Raw genomic sequence first — 20,606 nt, forward strand, 5'->3', positions numbered from 1 at the left:
AGCTATGAAAAATGAAGATATCGATGTTTTAGTTATTGGTGCAGGTGCTGCAGGTGCAGCTTTAACCTGGAGTCTTTCCGAAAAAGGAGTTAAAGTTGTTTGTCTTGAGCAAGGTGGTTGGATTGACCCATCTACATTACCCTCGTTAAAACCAGATTATGAAACGCAATTAATGAGAGAAGGTGATTTTAATTTAAGCCCTAACTTAAGAAATCGTAAAGAAGATTATCCTGTAACAACAGCTGGCGAAAATCCTCCATCTATAATGATGTTCAATGCAGTTGGTGGAACTACGATACATTGGCAAGGCATTTTTCCCCGCTTCCACCCATCCGATTTTAAAGTAAAAACACTCGATGGTGTTGCTGATGATTGGCCAATATCCTATTGGGATTTAGAGCCATATTATGATTTTAATGATAAAATGATCGGGGTTTCAGGAGTCGCTGGTGATCCGGCAAATCCACCACGTTCAAAACGACAAACACCTCCTCTGCCATTGGGTAAGATGGGAAATACACTGGTAAAAGGTTTCGAAAAATTAGGTTGGCATTGGTGGGTAAATGATCAAGGCATAATCTCAAAACAATATAAAGACAGAGTGGGCTGCATGTTGCATGGGAAATGTATGTTTGGCTGTCCAATGGGAGCAAAAGCTACAACAGATCGCACCTATTGGCCACTCGCTCTTGAGAATGGCGCCGAGATTAGAACCTGGTCAAGAGTGAGAGAAATAACCGTAGACCGAACAGGAAAAGCAAAAGGAGCTATTTATTTTGATAAAGATGGAAACACACAGGAAATTAAGGCCAAAGTTATTGTTGTATGTTGCAACGGTATAGGAACACCCCGCTTATTACTAAATTCTAAATCGAGTTTATTCCCTGATGGGTTAGGGAATTCAAATGGTTTGGTTGGTAAAAATTTCATGGTGCATCCTGCCTTATTTATCAATGGTATTTTTGAAGATGTTATGGATGGTCATATAGGTCCTATGGGAAGTCCATTGTTTAGCCAGGAGTTTTATGAAACAGATAAAAATCGTGGATTTGATAGAGGTTATATGTTATATGGTGAGCGGACTTTTGGACCTTTAAGTCAAACCGGAGGTGTACCTTGGGGAGAAGAACATCATGAGGCATTTAGTGAGATATTTCCACATCAAGTTGGTCTTTCTGTATTAGCAGACGACTTACCTGAAGAAACCAATACAGTTGAATTGGACGAGGAAGTTGTAGATTCAAATGGTATTGCTGCCGCTAAGGCCACTTATTCACTTTCAGAAAATTCAAAAAAAATGCTCAATCATGCAACTAATAAGGCAACAGAAGTTCTCGAAGCATCGGGCGCAAAAAGAGTCATAGTTCCTCCTCCTACAAATATGTCACACTTAATGGGTACGGCAAGAATGGGTGCAAATGAAAAAATATCTGTAGTTGACAAAAATAACAAAGTACATAGCGTTTCAAATTTATATGTAGTGGATGGAAGTTCATTTACAACAGGCGCAGGTGTCAATCCAACATCAACGATTATGGCATTGGCATTAAGGGCGGCCGACAAAATTTGGGAAAAACGAAATGAATGGAAATAATTCTATAAAACTATGCCTAACAATATATATAAGCCATTTTAATGGCTTATATACTTATCGTTATGGGCAATAAATTCACATTATGAAAACACAAATTTTTACTCTGCTTACAGTTGTTCTTTTATTAGTCTCTTGCAATAATCAGATAAAGGATAAGTCTTCAGTAATTGCAAATAAAAATTCTCATAATTATAAAGGACCAATAATTGACATGCATATTCATGCCTTCACCGAAGGGAACCCGCTGTTTGGAATGACACATCCCCCAACACTTCGGGGGGAAACCTTTGAAGGAGTAACTTCTGCTGCTGAACAAAAAGAAAAAACTTTAGAGAAATTCCGCAAACATAAGATTGTGAAAGCTATGGTGTCTAATGGTAAATTATGGTTTGATGATGTTCCGGAAACAATGTTAATTGGAGGTGCTGATAAAGGAATAGATGCATTGAGAAATCAGCATCAAGAAGGAAAGCTGCAAGTTATTGCTGAAATGGCACCTTTTTATGCAGGAATATTGGCCGATGACCCTTCTATATTGCCATATTTTGAATTAGCTCAGGAGTTGGATATACCTGTTGGGTTCCACATTTTTCCCGGAGGCCCAAATTATGGTTTTCACATGATGCCAGAAATGCTGGGGGGTATGCGCACCTATAATGCCAACCCCGCACAGTTGGAAAATGTATTAGTAAAATACCCGAATTTAAGGTTATATATTATGCATGGTGGCTGGCCGTATGTAGAAGATTTAAAAGCTTTGATGTATGCCCACCCCAATGTTTATATTGGCATTGCTGTCGTCAACTGGATATTGCCTCAGGAGGAGTTTAATGCCTACCTGAAATCTCTAATCAATGCGGGCTTTGGAGATCGGATCATGTTCGGGAGTGACCAAATGGTATGGCCCCAAACTATCGATATTGCAGTAGAAACGGTTAATTCAGTAAACTTTCTGACACCGGAACAAAAGGAGGATATATTTTATAATAATGCGGCTAAATTTTTAGGATTGACCAAAGATGAAATTGAAAAACATAAAAATCAATAAATCAAGGTTTGCTAAACATACGAGCCGATACCGTTAGCTTTTATCCCGATTAATACTATGGAGAAGGAGCTATCGGGACGACAACAACAACTATTTAAAAATAATATTTTTTATAATATACTAACCAATTAAAAAGGATTCATATGAGTAACATGAAAGAAAAAGTCGTACTGATAACCGGAGCAAGTAGTGGTATTGGGAGAGCAACGGCAGAAGCTTTTGCAGCGAAAGGCGCAAATATTGTAGTCGCTGCACGTCGGAAAAAGGAACTTGATACTTTAGTGACTTCTATCGAGGCTAAGGGAGGTAAGGCATCCGCTATCAGGACGGATGTTTCGATTGCGAAGAATGTAGAGCAAATGGTCGCTCATACTATTGAAGTATTTGGCCGTCTGGATTATGCAGTTAATAATGCTGGCATAGAAGGTAAACTAAATGGAATAACGGACCTTTCTGAAGATGATTGGGATCAGGTTCTTGACATCAACCTAAAGGGAACATTTCTTTGTATGAAGTATGAGGCCAGAGCAATGCTCAATCTTGGTCACGGTGGGGCAATTGTAAATATCGGTTCAGTAAATTCGTTTCTCGGTTTTCCGACCGGATCGGCCTATGTAACTTCAAAGCACGGCCTGATAGGATTAACCACCAGCGTCTCTGCGGAGTTGGCACCACAGGGTGTTCGAGTAAACCTTTTGTGTCCGGGTGTTACAGATACACCTATGCATCAACGCTTGAGAGGAGTTGTTGGTGATGACTTATATGACCAGGGATTGCTACCTAGAGTTCATCAAAAACGAGCTGGGCGCCCGGAAGAGATTGCTAAGGCCATTGTGTTTCTTTGTTCAGATGAATCTAGTTATATTACCGGGACAACACTTACAGCAGATGGTGGACTCACGTTGACGCTGTAGCATATTTATTAACTATAAATTTATCATTCTAAATCCATAACTAACATCAAAATAGGGTTTAGCGCGTATTATAATAAACCAAGCGAACCATATTCAAACCGTTGCAAAGTTCAAATAAACGAGTGTTTCATTTTCGGACAAAAGAAGAGTAATGTACTATTATCCAAAACCATTTTCCGGGTATGAGTATATTTGGTTTTGATATAATAAGTTTTGTCTCATTAAAGAAACAAATATTGAGTATTAAAGAAATATTTTTTTTAAATTTCGAAGCTAAAACGAAACTATATTAATGAAAAGAGTATTACTATTATCAATCTTCGCCTTAATTTTCTTTGGGTGTAAGGATAACCAAAACAAACAACAAAGTTCGACCAAAATAACTGAACCGAAAGGAGTTGAAAACGTTGCTTATAAGTGGGGGCAAATTGCTTTGACTGCAACAGCTAACGACACAGAAAAGTTTAAGCCAAGGCCAACAATAACTTCTCGATATTTGGGTTTAATTTTCGTTTCAGTTTTTGATGCTTGGTCACGATATGACGAAAAAGCAATTCCTGTTTATCTAAATAATGTAGAAAGGACACCAGAAAATGAGCATTCACAAAAGAATAAAGAAATAGCTATAAGCTATGCAGCATTTCGAACAATGAATGAATATTATTATTCCGATAAAGAATTGTTTGCAGATTTTATGACCGAATTAGGATTAGACCCAAACAATATAAGCTTAGACCCTAATACGCCAGAAGGTATTGGCAACTTAGCGGCTAAAGCAGTAATTGAAGCAAGAAAGGGAGACGGTGCAAATCAATATGGAGAGGAAGAAGGGTCGAATGGAGAACCTTATTTCAATTATGTAGGATATGAACCTGTAAATTCTGCGGACAAGAATGTTGACCCGAATCGTTGGCAGCCGAAGTATTTTTCAGACGGCAAAGGAGGGAAATACGCCCCAGGATGTTTAACCCCTTACTGGGACCAGGTTAAACCAATTGCTTTAAAATCTGGAGACCAATTCAGACCGGGTCCACCCCCAATGATAGGTTCTGAACAATTAGAAAAAGAAGTACAAGAAGTAATTGAAGTGCAGGCAAATCTAACGGACTATCAAAAGGCATTGGTCGAATTTATGCGTGATGGTCCTCAATCAGTACAACAGGCAGGACATTGGCTAAAGTTCGCTCAAGACGTTTCAAGAAGGGATAATCACACACTTGACCAAGATGTCAAAATGTATTTCTACAATCAAGTTGTAGCAATGGATGCCTTTATCGCATCTTGGGACTCTAAAATGTTTTATGATTATGCAAGACCATACGCCTTAGTCCATAAATATTACGATGACCAAAAAATAAAGGCTTGGGGTGGTGAAGGAAAAGGAATGGTAGAAATGGACGGAAAACAATGGCGGCCTTATTCGCCAGAAACATTTTTATGCCCACCGTTTCCAAGTTATGTTTCAGGACATAGTACAATTAGCGGAGGATGTGCAGAAGCATTAAAATTGTGGACGGGAAGTGATAAATTTGGTTCTAAGTCTGAATTAGTTGCTGGAGCGATGACCGAACCTGACGACTTGGGAGATACGATAACATTGGAATTTCCAACTTTTACCGAAACAGCGGAAATGGCAGGTATTTCTAGAGTTTTAGGTGGATACCACATTCAGGCAGATAATGTCGCTGGATTAGAATTAGGAAGAAATGTTGCCAAAGAAGTCTGGAAATTTTATAAACAACATATAGGAGAAAAATAACGAGACACAACAAAGAACTGAGTTAAAATCCAAAGGAAATTAACTTAAATTCGAGATATAGTTTTCATCATAAGATAATCCTGATTTAGCTACTGCAAAAGCCTGTTTTAGGAACGACTTTAATACAACAGGCAGAATTTAATCCCAGTATCAGGACTTACATATTATTGGTGGGCGCATTTGTCCTGACGATCTCAGTGGTAGGAATTCCGTTACTCGTAGTTTGGTTTCTTGGACTTGGCCAATATATCAGTAAACGCTTTTATGAACATCTGAAATGCCAATTGACAGATCGGCACCTGGAGTTTAAAAAGGATGTACTATTTAAGGTTAAGAAAACGATACCCCTGGAGAACATTCAGGATCTGACATTTATAGAAAATCCTCTATTAAAATATCTTGATCTACGGATCCTCAAAATTGAAACTGCTGGACAGAGTAATCCTAAAGGGAGTGATATGAAATTGATCGGCATTATTAATTCTTCAGATTTTAAGGAGAATGTATTACACCAAAGAGAATTGCTGGTTACCGTAAACAGAAAGGATAGTAGACGGGTAGAAACAACTAGTGAACAAATTGTAGATATACTAGAGGAGATCAAAGATATTCTAAATGATATAAAGAATAAATAATGCAGCCCAAAACAAAACCTAAACTGCATAAATACGCAGTTTAGCTAAATCGTTAAAAAAATAGCAGTAGATTCAGCACATAATAAAAAGATGAAAAATAACCTGACGAAAATTTTAATAGTATTTGCGTTTCTATTACCTGTTAATAACTATTCTCAGAATATTGTTACAACTGAGGACTTGAAAACTCTTTTGGGGGAATGGGCCGGAACGTTAACCTATATTGATTATGGCACTAATAAGCCCTTTACAATGCCTGCCAATTTAATTGTGAGTCAAGGAAAAAATAACAATCAGATTGTTTTGAACAATAATTACCCTAACGAACCAAATGCAAATAGCAGGGATAAAATCAAAATATCTATAGATGGGACTCAATTGAATAAGCTTGACGTAAAATCAAAACAGGTCTTACCGAACGGGCAAGTTCAAATAACCACGCAGTATTCAGGTAAGGATAACGGAAAACAGGCTCTAATAAAGAATATATACATTTTTGGAACATCTGAGTTTATAATCAGGAAAGTGGTTAAATTCGAAAATTCTGATGATTGGCTTATGAGGAATGAATATAAATATGTAAGGTAATATTAAAGCAACCAACAAGCTTATAAGTAATTAAAAAATAGTAATGCACAAATTAATAATCTCACTAACTTTTATCTTTATATTGAGTTCTTGTGCTGGACAAACTACAAATAATTTCGTCCCATCTTTCATAGAATCTAAGCAAACAACACACAAAATTCCTGACGGACAAGAATATACTTTTGGCTATTTAGAAGTACTTGAAAATAGAAGCAGTATTAACGGAAAAACTATAAAATTTCCCGTTTACATTTTTAAAAGCAGAAACCCTGGCCCAAAAAAAGACCCTATTATCTATACCGTTGGTGGTCCGGGTTCAACAACTATGCCTTCCGCACAATATATGAACTATTACGAGTATCTTGATGACAGAGACTTCATACTTATAGAACAACGTGGCAACTATTACGCACAACCACATTTGGATTGTCCTGAATGGGCCAAAGTGATTTACGAGTCAAATCTTCCCGATTTCGATACTAGCAAGTACGATAGTCTTTTTGAAGAAGCTGCCAAATCCTGCAGGGATAGATTAATAAAAAAAGGTACAGACCTAAATGGATATAATACCAATGAAATTGCTGCCGATATTAATGATTTGGTGATAGCATTAGATATTGCAGAATACAACCTGCTCACTATTTCATATAGTACTAAAATTGCACAAGTATTATTGCGGGATTATCCCGAGCGTATCAGGAGTGTAGTTATGGATTCACCGCTTCCTTTGGAAGTTAATTATGATGAAGAGAGTGTTGGAAATCTTTTGAAGTCTGTTGAGAAATTACTTTCTGATTGCGAGTCAGACAAGAATTGTAATCATGCTTTCCCAAACATCAAGCAACGCTTTTTTGATTATCTAAAAGAAAAGACGAAAGATCCACTAGTAGTTTCTATTGAAAACCCGAAAACCCGAAAACCGGAAACATTCTACCTGAAAGGAGAAGATTTAATAATAGTTTTCACTTATGCTTCCACAGGAGATGTGATTAATATTCCACTTGAAATAAATAAGTTACTGAATACCGATTTGACTTATATAAAAGAACAACTTTCTTATTTATTCAGAAAACCTGGTGATGGAGCAGGTTTAGGGATGCGTCTTTCTGTTTGGTGCGCAGAAGAACACCCTTTCAATTCGCAAGAAATAATAGCATTCGAAACCAAAAAATATCCACAAGTTGAGGGGTTATCGCCAGCAGTTTTCGAGAATGAAATTTGTGACATTTGGGGTGTTAAGAAAGTTTCAGAAATCGAAAATCAACCTATCAAAAGTAATATCCCAGTTTTATTGATAAACGGAGAATATGATAATGAAACACCCGTAAAATGGGCGGAATCAATGAAAAGTAACTTAACTAATAGTTATCATTTGATTTTTAAAGGTTGGAAACATACACCAACTACTAATTGGGGAAATCAATGTGCGATGCAAGCAGCAAATGATTTTTTTAATGACCCAAATGTTAAACCAAATCCGGATTGTTTTACAGAAATAAAAAGCCCTAAATTTAAAACTGATTAAATAATTGCCGTCATCAACTTGCATAGCTTATGCCTTTGCTACACTAAAATTTATTTACCTTTAAATTATATAAATTTTGTGCAACTCGCTCTACTGAAACCCGGCACGAGCCGTACACGAACACACTTTCAACAATTCTGATCAAATGATAAAAACAGAACAAATTTTCATCCTAATTCTTGCTTTAACTTTACTATCAGCATGCACTAATAAAGTAAAAACAGATATCAAAGCAGGTACTGATCCTGCAATTGAAGCTGCACTTCAGAGAATTAAGAATAGATAAAAAAGTTGACATAGTAAATTTATCATCAACCGTAACATTTAATTATTTAAATCGTTTTTTGAAGAAACCATTAAAAATATAAATGAATTCAAAGAAAAATGATGGAATCGCAGGAATTCTATACTTACTTATAGCAATAACAGGAGAGTTTTCAATTATTTTGTGGGTTTTGATAAAAGGAGTAAAAGAACATTAACAGCCGCTAAAAATGTATAAGTTTATGAATATAAGAGCTTCAACTTCTGGATTGCTAATAGTTATATTCTTAATAGCCTCTTGCCGGGATAATCACAACTATCTGCAAAATGCGGAGAACATATATAATCTTACAACTGAAGAACAACTGAAGGATGACAAATACGCTCAAGGAATTGAAAATTTTTATGAGATAGGCGAGGAAGATTATTTCACAGGCAAAGCCAATATTAGTATCTACTATAAAGTATTTAAACGACCTGAAGTAACAAGTCCGGCCATTCTAATTTCTGCGGGCAGAACTGAAGCCTCAATTAAGTATAAAGAACTAATCTTTGACCTTTACAACAACGGTTATTCTGTATACATTCATGATCATAGGGGACAGGGCTTATCGGGAAGAATGACAGATGACCCGGATATGGGATATATTGACACTTTTCAATATTACATTGACGATATGAAATATTTTTACAACAACATGCTTAAAGCAGCAAACCATAATAGCATTTATTTGCTGGCACATTCAATGGGTGGAGCTATTGGAATAACATATCTGGAACAGAATCCTGATGATTTTAATGCTGCGGCATTTTCTTCGCCAATGCTTGGACTTTCTGCGCCAAGTTGCACAGGGGCCAAGCTTTTATCCGGTGATAATCCTGAATATGCTTTGGGGCAAGGCAATTATGACGAGGGTAAACCGGACTTTAAGGAAAATACTCTTACCGGCTCAGAAATTCGATATAACCGAATGAATGCAGCTTTTGCAAAAGAACCAAAAGCAAAACTAGGCGGCGCCACTTATGACTGGGTAGTTAAATCTTGCCAACAGTTTGATTATATGTATAATAACATTCAGAATATTCAGACACCTTTTATTATATTTTCAGCGGAAAACGAACAAATTGTTGACGTTGATTCTCATCAGGATTTCGTTGAAAATGCAATAAAACTTGGTAAACCCTGTGAAGTATTTACCATAGTAAATGCCCAGCATGAATTACTGATGGAAAAGGATAAGCAAAGAATTGCAACAATTAACCAAATCTTAAAATATTTTAAATCCTTTTGATGATCCGGAGCCTGAGGCGCTTCTAAAGAAATTAGGAAAAAGGACTTAACAACAACTATAATAAACAGCTAATTAAGCGCAAGTCATTCAAGCTTGTGCTTTTTTAATACATTTAACCTATCCGAAAAGATTGCGATTATAAAAATGCTACTTTTCATACCCGCCCGCCCTCCCAAGGCGGGCCTGCCCTCCCAAGGCGGGCCTGCCCGCCTATGGCGGGTATAAGATCGTTATGGTGCATTTGGACTAACTAAGAAATAGTAACAGAATTTATAAATGAAAAAACTAAAGTTTCCAACGGCCCAAACCATACTAATCTTCATTGCTGTATTTGTAACATTTTTGACCTGGGTGGTTCCGGCAGGCAAATACGATAGCCTGGCTTACAATGCCACAAGCAATACATTTACCAAAACCGGCATAGAAGAGAGCGTCGAATTACCGGCAACGCAAGAAACTTTAGAGAACCTCAACATTAAAATTCCTGTTCAAAAATTTACAAGTGGTGATATCTATAAGCCAATCGGAATTCCTAATACCTATAAAAAACTGGATTCAAAACCACAAGGCCTTTTAGATTTGGCGAAATCGCCTATAAAAGGCATAATCGCAGCAGCAGACATCATCTTTTTAATACTTATTATTGGGGGCTTAATTGGCATAATGAACCTCACAGGGGCATTTGATGCCGGAATATCCTGGATGGCAAAAATACTTAAAGGCAGAGAGTTTATTCTAATTATTTTGGTAACAACACTTATTGCAGCCGGTGGAACAACCTTTGGTCTTGCTGAAGAAACGATGGCTTTCTATCCCATTTTAATACCTGTATTCCTGGCAGCAAAATATGATGCGATGGTTGGGCTTGCCTGTATTTTTCTCGGTTCAGGAATTGGGTCAATGTGCTCTACTATAAATCCGTTTTCTACGATTATTGCTTCGGATGCTGCTGGAATAAATTGGACAACAGGTCTCAACAATCGCGTAATCATGCTGGTTGTTTGTCTGACTATTACTATTCTTTATATTCTTCGCTATGCTAAACGCGTAAAAGCCGATCCATCAAAGTCACTTATTTATGACCAAAAAGAGGCCCTGGAGAAGCTGTTTGGAATAAATACCATGAATACAACAACGGAATTCACAAATAGACTAAGACTTATTACCGTTGTATTTTCATTATGCTTCGTCGTTATGATATATGGGGTTTCCTTTTTAAGTTGGTGGTTTGTAGAAATGACAACTACCTTTCTTGTTGGTGCCATCCTTATTGGCATGATTGGTAAGATAAAAGAAAGTGTTTTCGTAGAAGAGTTTGCAAAAGGTGCAGCCTCTTTACTGAGTGTTGCCTTTATTGTTGGTATCGCCCGGGGTGTTACCATTTTAATGGAAGATGGCCTTATTAGCGATACCATTTTATATCATGCAAGTACAATAACAGAAGGGATGAACAAAGGTGTCTTTACAAATGTCATGCTCTTTATTTATGGGGGTTTATCCTTTTTTATGCCATCGTCCTCAGGAATGGCTGTTTTAACCATGCCAATCATGTCGCCATTGGCAGATACTGTAAACATTGGAAGAGAAACTATTGTTGACACCTATCAATATGGTATGGGGCTGTTTTATTTGATCAATCCTACAGGTTTAATATTGGCAGCCTTGGCTATTGTAAAAATAGGGTTCAATAAGTGGGTGCAATTTATAATGCCTCTTCTTATACTATTGTTAATAACTACAATGATCTTATTGACTATTTCCGTATATTAAAATTAAAAAAGCACCCAACATAATATAAAGATTAAATTTTATGAATTCAATCTCCCTGCATACTAAGGCAATGGTTAAAATGCTTATGGCGAGAGTTGATGACGGTGTTCAAATGTCAGAGGTATTTTTAGTTGCCTGTGGAGGTTCACTGGTAGATCTCTACCCGGCCAAATTCTTCCTGACGAGTGAGAGCTTTCTTTTGCGCACTGATCTCTATACGGCTAACGAGTTTGTTCATGCCGTACCGAAGGTGCTCGGAGAGCGGTCGGTTGTCATCTTTTGCTCGCACAGTGGTGTTACGCCAGAGATAGTTGAGGCGCTGAAAGTTGCAAAAGCAGCGGGTTCTCTCACTGTCTCATTGACTCACAACAAATCATCGGAGCTTGCCTCTTTTTCGGATTACAATGTTGTATACGAGTGGGGTGATGAATCAAGCGTTCAAAATAATCCGATGGCAATTACGCTGGCACTTTGTCTAGAAATATTGCAACACTCGGAGGGATATCCCAATTACCACAAATTTCAGGAAGCTTTACTAAAGATAGATGATGTAGTTACAGCAGCATGCAACAAAGTGGGCCAACGAGTCATAACATTTGCAGAAACTTATCAGAATGAGAAATTGTTCTATATTTTGTCTAGCGGAGCAAGCTTCGGACTCGCTTATGGCTTTGCGATTTGCTCCCTGATGGAAATGCAATGGCTGCACGCGAGCGCAATTCACTCCGGCGAGTTTTTTCATGGTCCTTTCGAAATTACAGACAAAAAAACCAATTTCATTGTGTTGGTAAATGAAGGCCGCACTCGCCCATTGGATGAAAGGGTAATCACCTTCCTTAAAAGTTACGCGAAGAATTATGTAATAATCGACGCCAAAGAGCTCGGTCTTGGTGTGCTTCCCAAGTCCGTTGTCGAGTTTTTTAATCCGATCCTGTTCTACAGTGTGCTGTGTGATTATCGGGAGGCATTGGCAAAGTTTCGCAATCATCCGCTTGAAACACGCCGTTATATGGGTAAAGTGGAATACTAATTTTGAAGATGGGGAATAACGCAATGAAGGTCATAGGTATCGGCGACAATGTTGTGGACGATTACATTCACATTCGGACGATGTTTCCGGGGGGTAACGCACTCAACTTTTCGGTATATGCGTCAATGTTGGGTTGCGACGCGGCCTATCTGGGCGTTTTTGGCAGCGATGAGAGTGCTAAGCATGTGCAACGAACACTCGCCGAAACAGGGGTAGATACTTCCCATTGCCGCTGTGTTGACGGACCAAATGGTCGGGCAATTTTGACAATCGAAGATGGCGAGAGAGTTTTTATCTCATCAAACGAGGGCGGGATTAGCAAAACCGTCCCAATGGAATTCATTTTCGACGATCTCGATTACCTGCAATCGTTTTCAATTGTCCATACTAGTGCATACAGCTACATGGATAGCTATCTATTGCAAATGCAAGGACTGAATCCCCTGCTCAGCTACGACTTTTCGGATGACTTCAATAATGAACATGCGCTATCCCTATGCCAGTACATCGACTTCGGTTTTTTTTCCTGTGCCGAATGGACTGAAGAAGCAGCTATGGAACTTCTTGAGAAAGCTGTGAACAGAGGCTGTACCATCGCAGTGGCCACACGGGGTCCACAGGAAGTCATTCTGTATGATAGTCTATCCTGGTTTAGACAGGCTCCCCGGGCGGTGATACCAACAGACACGCTCGGAGCAGGAGATGCCTTCATCAGCGGATTCCTGATTTCCTATATCGGAGGCAAAGCCAACACCAGTGTTCATCAGGCCTCCTTGATTAAAAACTCCCTTGGGAAAGCTGCTTCATTCGCTGCAGAGATTTGCCAGTTGCACGGTGCTTTCGGCCACGGCTTACACTATTAAATTGTGCATTCACGAGAAATCGGGTGGCAGGACCAGCATAAACGAGGGCCATTTAAACCACGATTAATCAACTATATTTGAAAAAACCTTAAATGCTAACTATGATAAAACTAAATATACTTTCCATATTCCTGATATTTTCGTTAGCTATCTCAGCACAAGAAAAAAAACAGGATTCAACCTCAGTGCCGGAACCAAAGTCATTTATTACCACTCATCAAAGTACAAACGGAGGTAAAATAATTAGATATAAGGCTATAGCATCAGAGACATATTTAAAGAATAAATCTGACAAACCACTTGCTTCTATATGGTCAGTTGCATATGTGCAGGAAGGGTTAAGTGACCTGACCAAACGCCCTGTCACTTTTGTTTTTAATGGAGGTCCCGGATCGGCATCAGTGTGGCTGCATATGGGCATGTTTGGTCCTGAATTGGTAAAAGTAAACACGGACGCAAAAGAAGATGATGGTGCTGCGCCTTATAATTTAGTGCATAATAATAATGGATTACTTGATCTGACAGATCTTGTTTTTATCGATCCTGTTGGTACCGGATATAGCCGGGTTATCGGCAAAGGTAAAGTTGAAAAATATTGGGGTCTAAATGAAGATGCTAAATCCATAGCCAAATTTATAAGACAATGGATAACGGAGAATAATCGTTGGTTTTCACCAAAATATATTGCCGGTGAAAGCTTTGGTACGGTAAGAGCAGTTACAGTATCCAATACTTTAGAGAGCGATGGACAAAATATGGCATTAAATGGCTTAATACTTATTTCTCAAGCCCTGGATTATGCCGGCTCAACATCAGTTCACGACAATATAACTTCTTATCTCACATACTTGCCCAGTATGGCTGCAACTGCCTGGTATCATAAAAAAGCAGGTCAGGGTAAAACACTGGAATCATTTATTGATGAATGCAGAAAGTACACTTTAAATACTTATGCTTCTGTTCTTTACAGAGGTTCCCTACTTAATGAAGCTGAGAAAAATGAGGCAGCCGAAAAGTTGAGCTATTTTACCGGTCTGGATAAGGACTATATTTTAAAATCGGACCTTAGGATTTTAATGCATAGATTTCAAAAGGAACTACTTGCAGATCAGGGTCTTGCTCTTGGCAGATTAGATGGGCGTTTTATGGGAAATGAAGTTGATAAATTATCTGATGGCCCCCACCTTGGAGATGCATCAAGTTATCAAATAAGTGCAGCGTATACTGCGGCCCTAAATCATTATTATGCATCTGTGCTTAATATAAAAATGGATCGTCCGTATATAACTTCTAATGATGAAATCAGTAAAAAATGGAATTGGAGACCTGTTCCTAAGGATAAAATGTGGGAGCCTGATTTTGTTAATGTTGCCCGAAAATTGAGTGAAACAATGAGGAGGAATACTGATATGAAAGTTATGGTAGCCAGTGGATATTTTGATTTGATTACCCCTTTTTTTGATGCTGAATATACTTTTTCCCGCAACGGAATAGAGAGAGAGAAAATAAAAATGACCTATTACGAAGGAGGCCATATGATGTATACACACGAAGCTGATTTTATAAAATTGTCCAATGATATTCGAGAATTTTTGTCGAATTGAAAAAGTTTAACAAATGTCAGTTCCAAACTGAAAAACCAGTGTGTAGAAATACGCTGCTACTTATGCTTGAAAACGTTGTGGTTAACTAAAAAAATGAACTCTTTTCAATGTTCCGAAATAACAGGATTTATTAAAGTAGAATTAATTAGTGATACTAAACTAACTATAAAAAGTATGGCTCAAATAGTGTTAAAAGGAGAATTGAGAATATAAAAATTCGGCCTTGTCCTAAACCCGAAATGTAGTATCTTTTGAAGTCTAGGCACATATTCAAGACCAGTGCAGAAAATACATTTGAAATATCAGCAACTTAAAAACGACTTATGACTTTCTCATCCTCTTTAAATAAGATTACAAATTTAGTATTGATAACTTTCTTTACATTACCTCTTGTCAACTGCAATCAACCGGTGAATAGCACAACGCCATTCGATTTAGAAAAGGCAAAAAGTGAAATAACATCTCGCCTAAGAACCTATGAAGATGCAATGGATAATGGAGACATAGCTGCATTTGGGAATTTGTATGCCGAAGACGCAGAAATATTTCATGATGGAAGTCCCTCAACAATTGGCAGGCAAAATATTATAAAAGGTTTTGAAGGCTGGGTCAGGGATAGTGTTATTGGCAGTTTTACCACAACAGGGCTGTGGGGAAACGAAGACTTGCTTGTGGAACAGGGAACCGGGTATTTTGCCCAGGCAAGCGGTAAATGGAAAGCGACGGGAAAATATTTGTTAGTCTGGAAGAAAGTTGATGGAGAATGGAAAATTTTTCGGGATACATGGTTTGCAGACCCTAAAGATGAAGAGTAATAAGCTAATGAAAGGGGTATTAAGCGCAAGTAATTCCAACAACAACACCTATAAACAATAACATCCTTGCTGGATGCTACACTGCAAATTGCCCAGCCAATAGAAGCCATTATGACCTGACTAAAATAGACCTATGAACTTAAAGCAAATACTTTATATCTCTATTCTACTCCTTGTTGGCTGCAAAAATGGAACTAAGCCTGAAGCTTCTGTTAGCCACGACAATACTATTGCTATCGCAAATGAGTTTATTGATGCATTCTATTCTTTTAATAGAGACTCGCTAAAAGGAACGCTCTCAAATGCTGAAGAATCTCAACCCAGCATTTTGTATTATCAAAAATGGGCAGAATGTGGGAATTACGAAATAATAAAACGGTTCGATTGTAAAGAAAAGAATGATTCCACGGTGATATGCCCCATCACCGTAAAAGATGACCTGATGGGCGCCCTTCAAATAGATTTAAATGTTACGGACACTTTTCATATCACTATAAAAAATCAACAAATCCGATCTGTTCAAACCTCCTCGAATGATCCTGATTTGTATTATAAAGCCAGGGAGTGGATGAATCAGAACCGACCTGAGTTAATTGAAGAACCTTGTAAGGGGATGTGGGAGGGAGGGCCTACCCCATGTGAATGTATTAAAGCTATAGTACAAGGACTTATTGAATTTAAGGCTAATAAAGAAGTTGTCAAAATCCAATAAGGGCCACGCCCTCCGAAGTAAAACGAAGGAGGGCGTATCGATGCGAAACGATGTGAAAGAGGTTTTTATATATTTCTTCTTGTACTCTTATTCTTCAGCTAATTTTATGTTTTTTTCATTTCTTCTTTGCCATATCGTGTAGGCCAATAAACCATAGGCTATTGCCATTACCAGGAATGCAATTAGAAATCCCAACAGGGGAATAAAAGTCAATAATCGTATGACAATTGCGAAGCCCAGGGCTATAAACGACGTTTTCCAATAACCCCAGGGTTGGCCATTTCGTTTCTCCAAATAATGGGTCAGCAGTAAGGCCCCGACTAAATGCCCGAACAGCACGCTAAAAAGATAGAACGACAGAAGGAACAAGCTGATGGGGATGCCGATGATGATCATAAAGAAAAAAGCGATAAGTAAGGGCAGGCCGAAGAGGTAAATCAGACCGTAGCCAAAACTTTTCAATAGATCTTTTTGGATATAGGTAACTGCCTCGGTAAAAAGAGGTTTAAAAAAATAATTTAGTAACAGGATGACCAAAAATGCCGAAAGCATATAGAAGACCCAAAATCCGAAAGCGGCAATACCAAAGAATTTCCAGGGAATTTCTTCATGTTCGCCCATCAGGCTTTCATCTAGTTTGGCCGTTGCATTGACGAGCGAATTCTTAAAATCGACTTTACCGTCTTCCGCCCAATAGGAAACATCTTGATGAAATTGGGCATTTTCACCAATTTCCAAATCTTCGGCTACGATTTCGGAGGTGCCATATATTTTTCCGTCTATTTCCACTTCCTCCCCTTGTATAATGGCATCGCCTTCCACTATACCATCCATTTCCAGTTCGCCCGCGCTTGCTTTTAGCATTCCTATAATGACTCCTTTTATTCTGGTCTTGCCCCCCACGGTTATCAGATTGCCGTTTATGATAGCATCCTTGGTAATCGTAAGTTCGCCGCCGGCAACAATGACATCATCACCGACTTCGGCGTCAATGGTCAGTTTTCCACCCGTCATACGTATATCATCTGCCACATAACCTTTGATAATAATCTCTCTACCGGCCACGATAAGATCCTGGGCAATGGAATCGTTTATGGTAATATAGCTGCCGGCAGCTACCACATCGCCTTTGACCTTTGCATCAATACTAATATCCTCGCCCGCCAGGTATATATCGTCGTTCTGCGGAGTTGAAATGCTAACATCCTCCCCGGATTTGAACTGTGAGATTGCTAAAAGTGGGAATAACCAAATGAATAGAAGTGTCCTGGTTTTCATAATCCTGATTTTTAATGAGTCCCAAAGGAATTCATATTGTGGCACTTATGAAATGATATAGATCACTTGAAAATATAGTGCGAGCTTAGAGGCTGGATATACGAGCTTCGTATTTAATACCTAATAGTTCTTTTCTCTGACCGCAAAACCTCACCAATTATTTCGATACCTTAGAGAGGGCCAACCACTATTTTTTAATTAAATTCCAAACTATAAGTTACAAATAGTATTACTTATAGTAGCACTCTGCTCTTTTGGAATTTGGAATTTGGAATTTGGGATTTGGAATTTGGAATTTGGGGTTTGGGGTTTGGGGTTTGGTGCTTCAACTAACGCCCCCGCTAGTGCGAGCGTTACGCTCGCACCGACCAAGGTGATATCTGTTGCTCTATCTAATGTGTACACATAGAATAAAATATGATATAGTATAACTCGTCACTAATCATCTTTGTGTGTAATTAAGATATATTATCTTAGTTTACATGAGTGAGATATAGTTAATAACTATATCCGCTTGTTAGCAAACATCTTGATTAAATTCTAACACAACTCAATTTTCATGAAAATGATATTACAACATGAGTTTTATTTAAATTTTAATGAGCTTATCTTAATATTTGGTTTGTTGTTATCAATAATAATTGCTACGGCATTTGCTATAAAATCAAGGTTAAGAATTGCTAACATATGGTTTACGATTTTTCTGCTATCGAGTGCCATAGTATTTGCCGTAAAATTCCTTTATTCGACAGGGGAAATTATTAACTATCCCCATTGGTTTAAAGTCAATTTCCCGGCTGGAATATTACGACCGTTGTTATTGTACTTCTATATTTTTTATTTACTAAACCCAACCAGAAAATTTAAATTAAAGGAATTAATTCATTTCATTCCATTCGTTATTTTGGTTTCTTATCTTTTTCCTTTTTTCCTCCAAAATGCGTCGTATAAAAATGCAGTACTTATGGGAGAAATTACGAATACGATAGGAATACTCCCATCATGGTACAATGGCTTTCAATTTTTATATTCTATCGGTTATTTAGTACTAATTTTTTATTGTTTCCGAATTTATGTGAAAGCAAATCCTAGGCCTAACCGAAAGAAAAAGGTTCTAATTAAATGGATTCAACTCATGATTGTAGCAAGTATAATTTTTGTTACAACCGCAGCAATATTAAGAATTATCGACATCCAGGGCAACTTTAATCTGTATCTCTATGACATTTACTCCATATTGCTTGTGCTTTTGTCTATCAGATTAATAACGCTTCCAGAAATAGTTGGTATTTATTCTAATTCAAATAATAAATACGAAAGATAAAAAATATCAAAAATTGATATTACAAATTCCTTTTCCAAAATAAATGGTCTCATGTTTCAAAACAATCTTTACAAGAGAAAAGACTTAAAACTTATTCATATTTCTGAGAAATTAGGAATCCCAGAATATCAAATTTCGCAAATCATTAATGAAGTTTCGGGAAAAAGCTTTAGAGATTTCATAAACATGTTCAGAGTTGAAGAAGCTAAAAGAATTTTATTGGATTCTCACAATAAATATTCTATTGAAGGTATCGCAAAAGACTCTGGATTTCATTCACGCGCTTCATTTTATGCAGCATTTAAAAAACATACCCAACTTACGCCTACACAATATTTAGAATTATCTAAACAGTCTTAAATCGCTTTACAAGACAACTGTTATTTTAATTATCGCAGTAGCCTATGTAATTTGTCATCCATAGAAATCAAATTAAAAAAGCGAAATGAAAAGTTTGAAATTAATTTTAGCAGTACTAGTGGTTTTTAGTTCATGTCAAAATGAAAATGTAAAACTTCCTATTTATAAAACAATCGATAATCCAACTGATGAAAGCATTTATCCAACTAATACTTGGACATATACTTCACCTGAAAATTTTGGATATTCATTAGATCAATTGAAAGATGTGGAAACTGCATTCAAGAACATGGGCGGAGATGCTATGTTCGTGATTAAAAACGGTTATGTAATTATTTCCTGGGGAGATGTTTCAAAACCTATTCAAAACCGTTCTATAAGGAAATCTTACTTGAATAGCTTGTTCGGAATTGAATACGATAAAGGGGAAATTTCGCTAGACATGACCCTAATGAATTTGGATATTGATGATGTACAAAAACTAACTGAACCGGAAAAACAAGCAACAGTTTATAGTTTACTCACTAGTTCTTCTGGAGTCTATCATCCAGCTGCATATGAATCTAAAGAAGATGCTGAAGGACGTCCACCAAGAGGTAGTTTTAAAACTGGAGAATTCTTTTACTATAATAATTGGGACTTCAATACTCTAGGCCATATTTATACCAAAGTAACTGATAAGGATATCTTTGAATCATTAAAAGAAAGTATTGCAAACAAAATTGGTATGGAAGATTTTAAAATTGAAAATACTACATATGAATATGAAAAAACAAAAAGTATTTATCCAGCTTACAGAATGCAAACTTCAGCTCGAGATGATGCCAGATTTGGATATCTCTACTTGCTAAAAGGAAAATGGGAAAATCAACAATTAATATCTGAAACATGGATATCCAAAAGTTTCGAAAAACATGTAGTAACAGGCGAGTATTACTACTATGATTACGGATTTCTATGGTGGATAGATACAGTAAACGGTATGTATATCGCTCGAGGAAATAGCGGGCAATACATTGCTATCTATCCGAAGGAAAATATGGTTTTCGTCTTTCGAGCAGATCCTGGAAGCATTTTTAAAAAATGGCTGGGTTCAAGAGTGAAGCCTCAAGAAAGTTTCCCTCTTATTAACATGATTTTATCTACAAGAAAATAAACTGTTTACTGATTGTATTTAAATGAATTCTTTATGGGTTATTCAATCAAAACAATAAAACGTTTGCTAACAACC

17 protein-coding genes are annotated in these 20,606 nt (G+C 37.4%); 16 read left to right on the top strand and 1 reads right to left on the bottom strand.

Annotated features, from left to right (window positions below):
• Positions 1 to 4: 4 nt before the first annotated feature.
• The 14 genes from Q0X66_RS10610 (at position 5) to Q0X66_RS10675 (ending at position 16,413) form a co-directional block, all read left to right on the top strand.
• Positions 5 to 1,594 (top strand): GMC family oxidoreductase, encoded by a 1,590-nt coding sequence (locus Q0X66_RS10610; RefSeq protein WP_297706147.1) that lies wholly within the window; start codon positions 5 to 7, stop codon positions 1,592 to 1,594.
• A gap of 82 nt (positions 1,595 to 1,676) precedes the next feature.
• Positions 1,677 to 2,642, top strand: coding sequence for an amidohydrolase family protein (locus tag Q0X66_RS10615; protein ID WP_297706149.1), 966 nt, complete (start codon positions 1,677 to 1,679; stop codon positions 2,640 to 2,642).
• Positions 2,643 to 2,785: 143 nt separating this feature from the next.
• On the top strand, positions 2,786 to 3,556 hold the full coding sequence (locus Q0X66_RS10620; RefSeq protein WP_297706150.1) for a glucose 1-dehydrogenase: 771 nt from the start codon (positions 2,786 to 2,788) through the stop codon (positions 3,554 to 3,556).
• A gap of 292 nt (positions 3,557 to 3,848) precedes the next feature.
• A complete protein-coding gene (locus Q0X66_RS10625) occupies positions 3,849 to 5,315 on the top strand; it encodes a vanadium-dependent haloperoxidase (protein ID WP_297706151.1) in 1,467 nt (488 codons plus the stop codon).
• A 170-nt stretch (positions 5,316 to 5,485) separates the two neighbouring features.
• Positions 5,486 to 5,950, top strand: a complete 465-nt coding sequence (locus tag Q0X66_RS10630; RefSeq protein WP_297706153.1) for a PH domain-containing protein — start codon at positions 5,486 to 5,488, stop codon at positions 5,948 to 5,950.
• Positions 5,951 to 6,040: 90 nt separating this feature from the next.
• Positions 6,041 to 6,538, top strand: a complete 498-nt coding sequence (locus Q0X66_RS10635) for a hypothetical protein (RefSeq protein WP_297706155.1) — start codon at positions 6,041 to 6,043, stop codon at positions 6,536 to 6,538.
• A 43-nt stretch (positions 6,539 to 6,581) separates the two neighbouring features.
• Complete coding sequence (locus Q0X66_RS10640; RefSeq protein ID WP_297706157.1) at positions 6,582 to 8,063, top strand: alpha/beta fold hydrolase; 1,482 nt, start codon at positions 6,582 to 6,584, stop codon at positions 8,061 to 8,063.
• Positions 8,064 to 8,569: 506 nt separating this feature from the next.
• On the top strand, positions 8,570 to 9,619 hold the full coding sequence (locus Q0X66_RS10645; RefSeq protein WP_297706160.1) for an alpha/beta fold hydrolase: 1,050 nt from the start codon (positions 8,570 to 8,572) through the stop codon (positions 9,617 to 9,619).
• A gap of 276 nt (positions 9,620 to 9,895) precedes the next feature.
• Complete coding sequence (locus Q0X66_RS10650; RefSeq protein ID WP_297706162.1) at positions 9,896 to 11,389, top strand: SLC13 family permease; 1,494 nt, start codon at positions 9,896 to 9,898, stop codon at positions 11,387 to 11,389.
• A gap of 40 nt (positions 11,390 to 11,429) precedes the next feature.
• A complete protein-coding gene (locus Q0X66_RS10655) occupies positions 11,430 to 12,419 on the top strand; it encodes an SIS domain-containing protein (protein WP_297706164.1) in 990 nt (329 codons plus the stop codon).
• A gap of 8 nt (positions 12,420 to 12,427) precedes the next feature.
• The gene (locus Q0X66_RS10660; protein ID WP_297706166.1) at positions 12,428 to 13,282 is read left to right on the top strand and encodes a PfkB family carbohydrate kinase; all 855 of its coding nucleotides are present in this window, start codon (positions 12,428 to 12,430) and stop codon (positions 13,280 to 13,282) included.
• A gap of 101 nt (positions 13,283 to 13,383) precedes the next feature.
• Positions 13,384 to 14,886, top strand: coding sequence for a peptidase S10 (locus Q0X66_RS10665; protein WP_297706168.1), 1,503 nt, complete (start codon positions 13,384 to 13,386; stop codon positions 14,884 to 14,886).
• Between the two features lie 323 nt (positions 14,887 to 15,209).
• Positions 15,210 to 15,701 carry a DUF4440 domain-containing protein gene (locus Q0X66_RS10670; RefSeq protein WP_297706170.1) on the top strand — a complete coding sequence of 164 codons (492 nt, stop codon included), beginning with the start codon at positions 15,210 to 15,212 and terminating at the stop codon, positions 15,699 to 15,701.
• Positions 15,702 to 15,834: 133 nt separating this feature from the next.
• On the top strand, positions 15,835 to 16,413 hold the full coding sequence (locus Q0X66_RS10675) for a hypothetical protein (RefSeq protein WP_297706172.1): 579 nt from the start codon (positions 15,835 to 15,837) through the stop codon (positions 16,411 to 16,413).
• Positions 16,414 to 16,500: 87 nt separating this feature from the next.
• Here the strand turns inward: Q0X66_RS10675 and Q0X66_RS10680 are convergent, their stop codons facing one another.
• A complete protein-coding gene (locus tag Q0X66_RS10680; protein WP_297706174.1) occupies positions 16,501 to 17,691 on the bottom strand; it encodes a hypothetical protein in 1,191 nt (396 codons plus the stop codon).
• Between the two features lie 1,375 nt (positions 17,692 to 19,066).
• On the opposite strand from Q0X66_RS10680, the gene Q0X66_RS10685 reads away from it, so the two are divergent.
• Together Q0X66_RS10685 and Q0X66_RS10690 are read left to right on the top strand one after the other, a co-directional pair.
• Positions 19,067 to 19,375, top strand: coding sequence for a helix-turn-helix domain-containing protein (locus Q0X66_RS10685; protein ID WP_297706176.1), 309 nt, complete (start codon positions 19,067 to 19,069; stop codon positions 19,373 to 19,375).
• Between the two features lie 85 nt (positions 19,376 to 19,460).
• Complete coding sequence (locus Q0X66_RS10690) at positions 19,461 to 20,531, top strand: serine hydrolase (RefSeq protein ID WP_297706178.1); 1,071 nt, start codon at positions 19,461 to 19,463, stop codon at positions 20,529 to 20,531.
• Positions 20,532 to 20,606 lie beyond the last annotated feature (75 nt).

It is taken from the genome of uncultured Eudoraea sp., from assembly GCF_947260015.1.
In the GTDB taxonomy this organism is placed as follows: Bacteria; Bacteroidota; Bacteroidia; order Flavobacteriales; family Flavobacteriaceae; genus Eudoraea.

Excerpts from the sequence above, each read along its gene's own strand:
- Q0X66_RS10610 (WP_297706147.1), top strand. The coding sequence starts at position 5 with ATGAAAAATGAAGATATCGATGTTTTAGTTATTGGTGCAGGTGCTGCA.
- Q0X66_RS10615 (WP_297706149.1), top strand. The coding sequence starts at position 1,677 with ATGAAAACACAAATTTTTACTCTGCTTACAGTTGTTCTTTTATTAGTC.
- Q0X66_RS10620 (WP_297706150.1), top strand. The coding sequence starts at position 2,786 with ATGAGTAACATGAAAGAAAAAGTCGTACTGATAACCGGAGCAAGTAGT.
- Q0X66_RS10625 (WP_297706151.1), top strand. The coding sequence starts at position 3,849 with ATGAAAAGAGTATTACTATTATCAATCTTCGCCTTAATTTTCTTTGGG.
- Q0X66_RS10635 (WP_297706155.1), top strand. The coding sequence starts at position 6,041 with ATGAAAAATAACCTGACGAAAATTTTAATAGTATTTGCGTTTCTATTA.
- Q0X66_RS10640 (WP_297706157.1), top strand. The coding sequence starts at position 6,582 with ATGCACAAATTAATAATCTCACTAACTTTTATCTTTATATTGAGTTCT.
- Q0X66_RS10645 (WP_297706160.1), top strand. The coding sequence starts at position 8,570 with ATGAATATAAGAGCTTCAACTTCTGGATTGCTAATAGTTATATTCTTA.
- Q0X66_RS10650 (WP_297706162.1), top strand. The coding sequence starts at position 9,896 with ATGAAAAAACTAAAGTTTCCAACGGCCCAAACCATACTAATCTTCATT.
- Q0X66_RS10655 (WP_297706164.1), top strand. The coding sequence starts at position 11,430 with ATGAATTCAATCTCCCTGCATACTAAGGCAATGGTTAAAATGCTTATG.
- Q0X66_RS10660 (WP_297706166.1), top strand. The coding sequence starts at position 12,428 with ATGGGGAATAACGCAATGAAGGTCATAGGTATCGGCGACAATGTTGTG.
- Q0X66_RS10665 (WP_297706168.1), top strand. The coding sequence starts at position 13,384 with ATGATAAAACTAAATATACTTTCCATATTCCTGATATTTTCGTTAGCT.
- Q0X66_RS10670 (WP_297706170.1), top strand. The coding sequence starts at position 15,210 with ATGACTTTCTCATCCTCTTTAAATAAGATTACAAATTTAGTATTGATA.
- Q0X66_RS10675 (WP_297706172.1), top strand. The coding sequence starts at position 15,835 with ATGAACTTAAAGCAAATACTTTATATCTCTATTCTACTCCTTGTTGGC.
- Q0X66_RS10680 (WP_297706174.1), bottom strand. The coding sequence starts at position 17,691 with ATGAAAACCAGGACACTTCTATTCATTTGGTTATTCCCACTTTTAGCA.
- Q0X66_RS10685 (WP_297706176.1), top strand. The coding sequence starts at position 19,067 with ATGTTTCAAAACAATCTTTACAAGAGAAAAGACTTAAAACTTATTCAT.
- Q0X66_RS10690 (WP_297706178.1), top strand. The coding sequence starts at position 19,461 with ATGAAAAGTTTGAAATTAATTTTAGCAGTACTAGTGGTTTTTAGTTCA.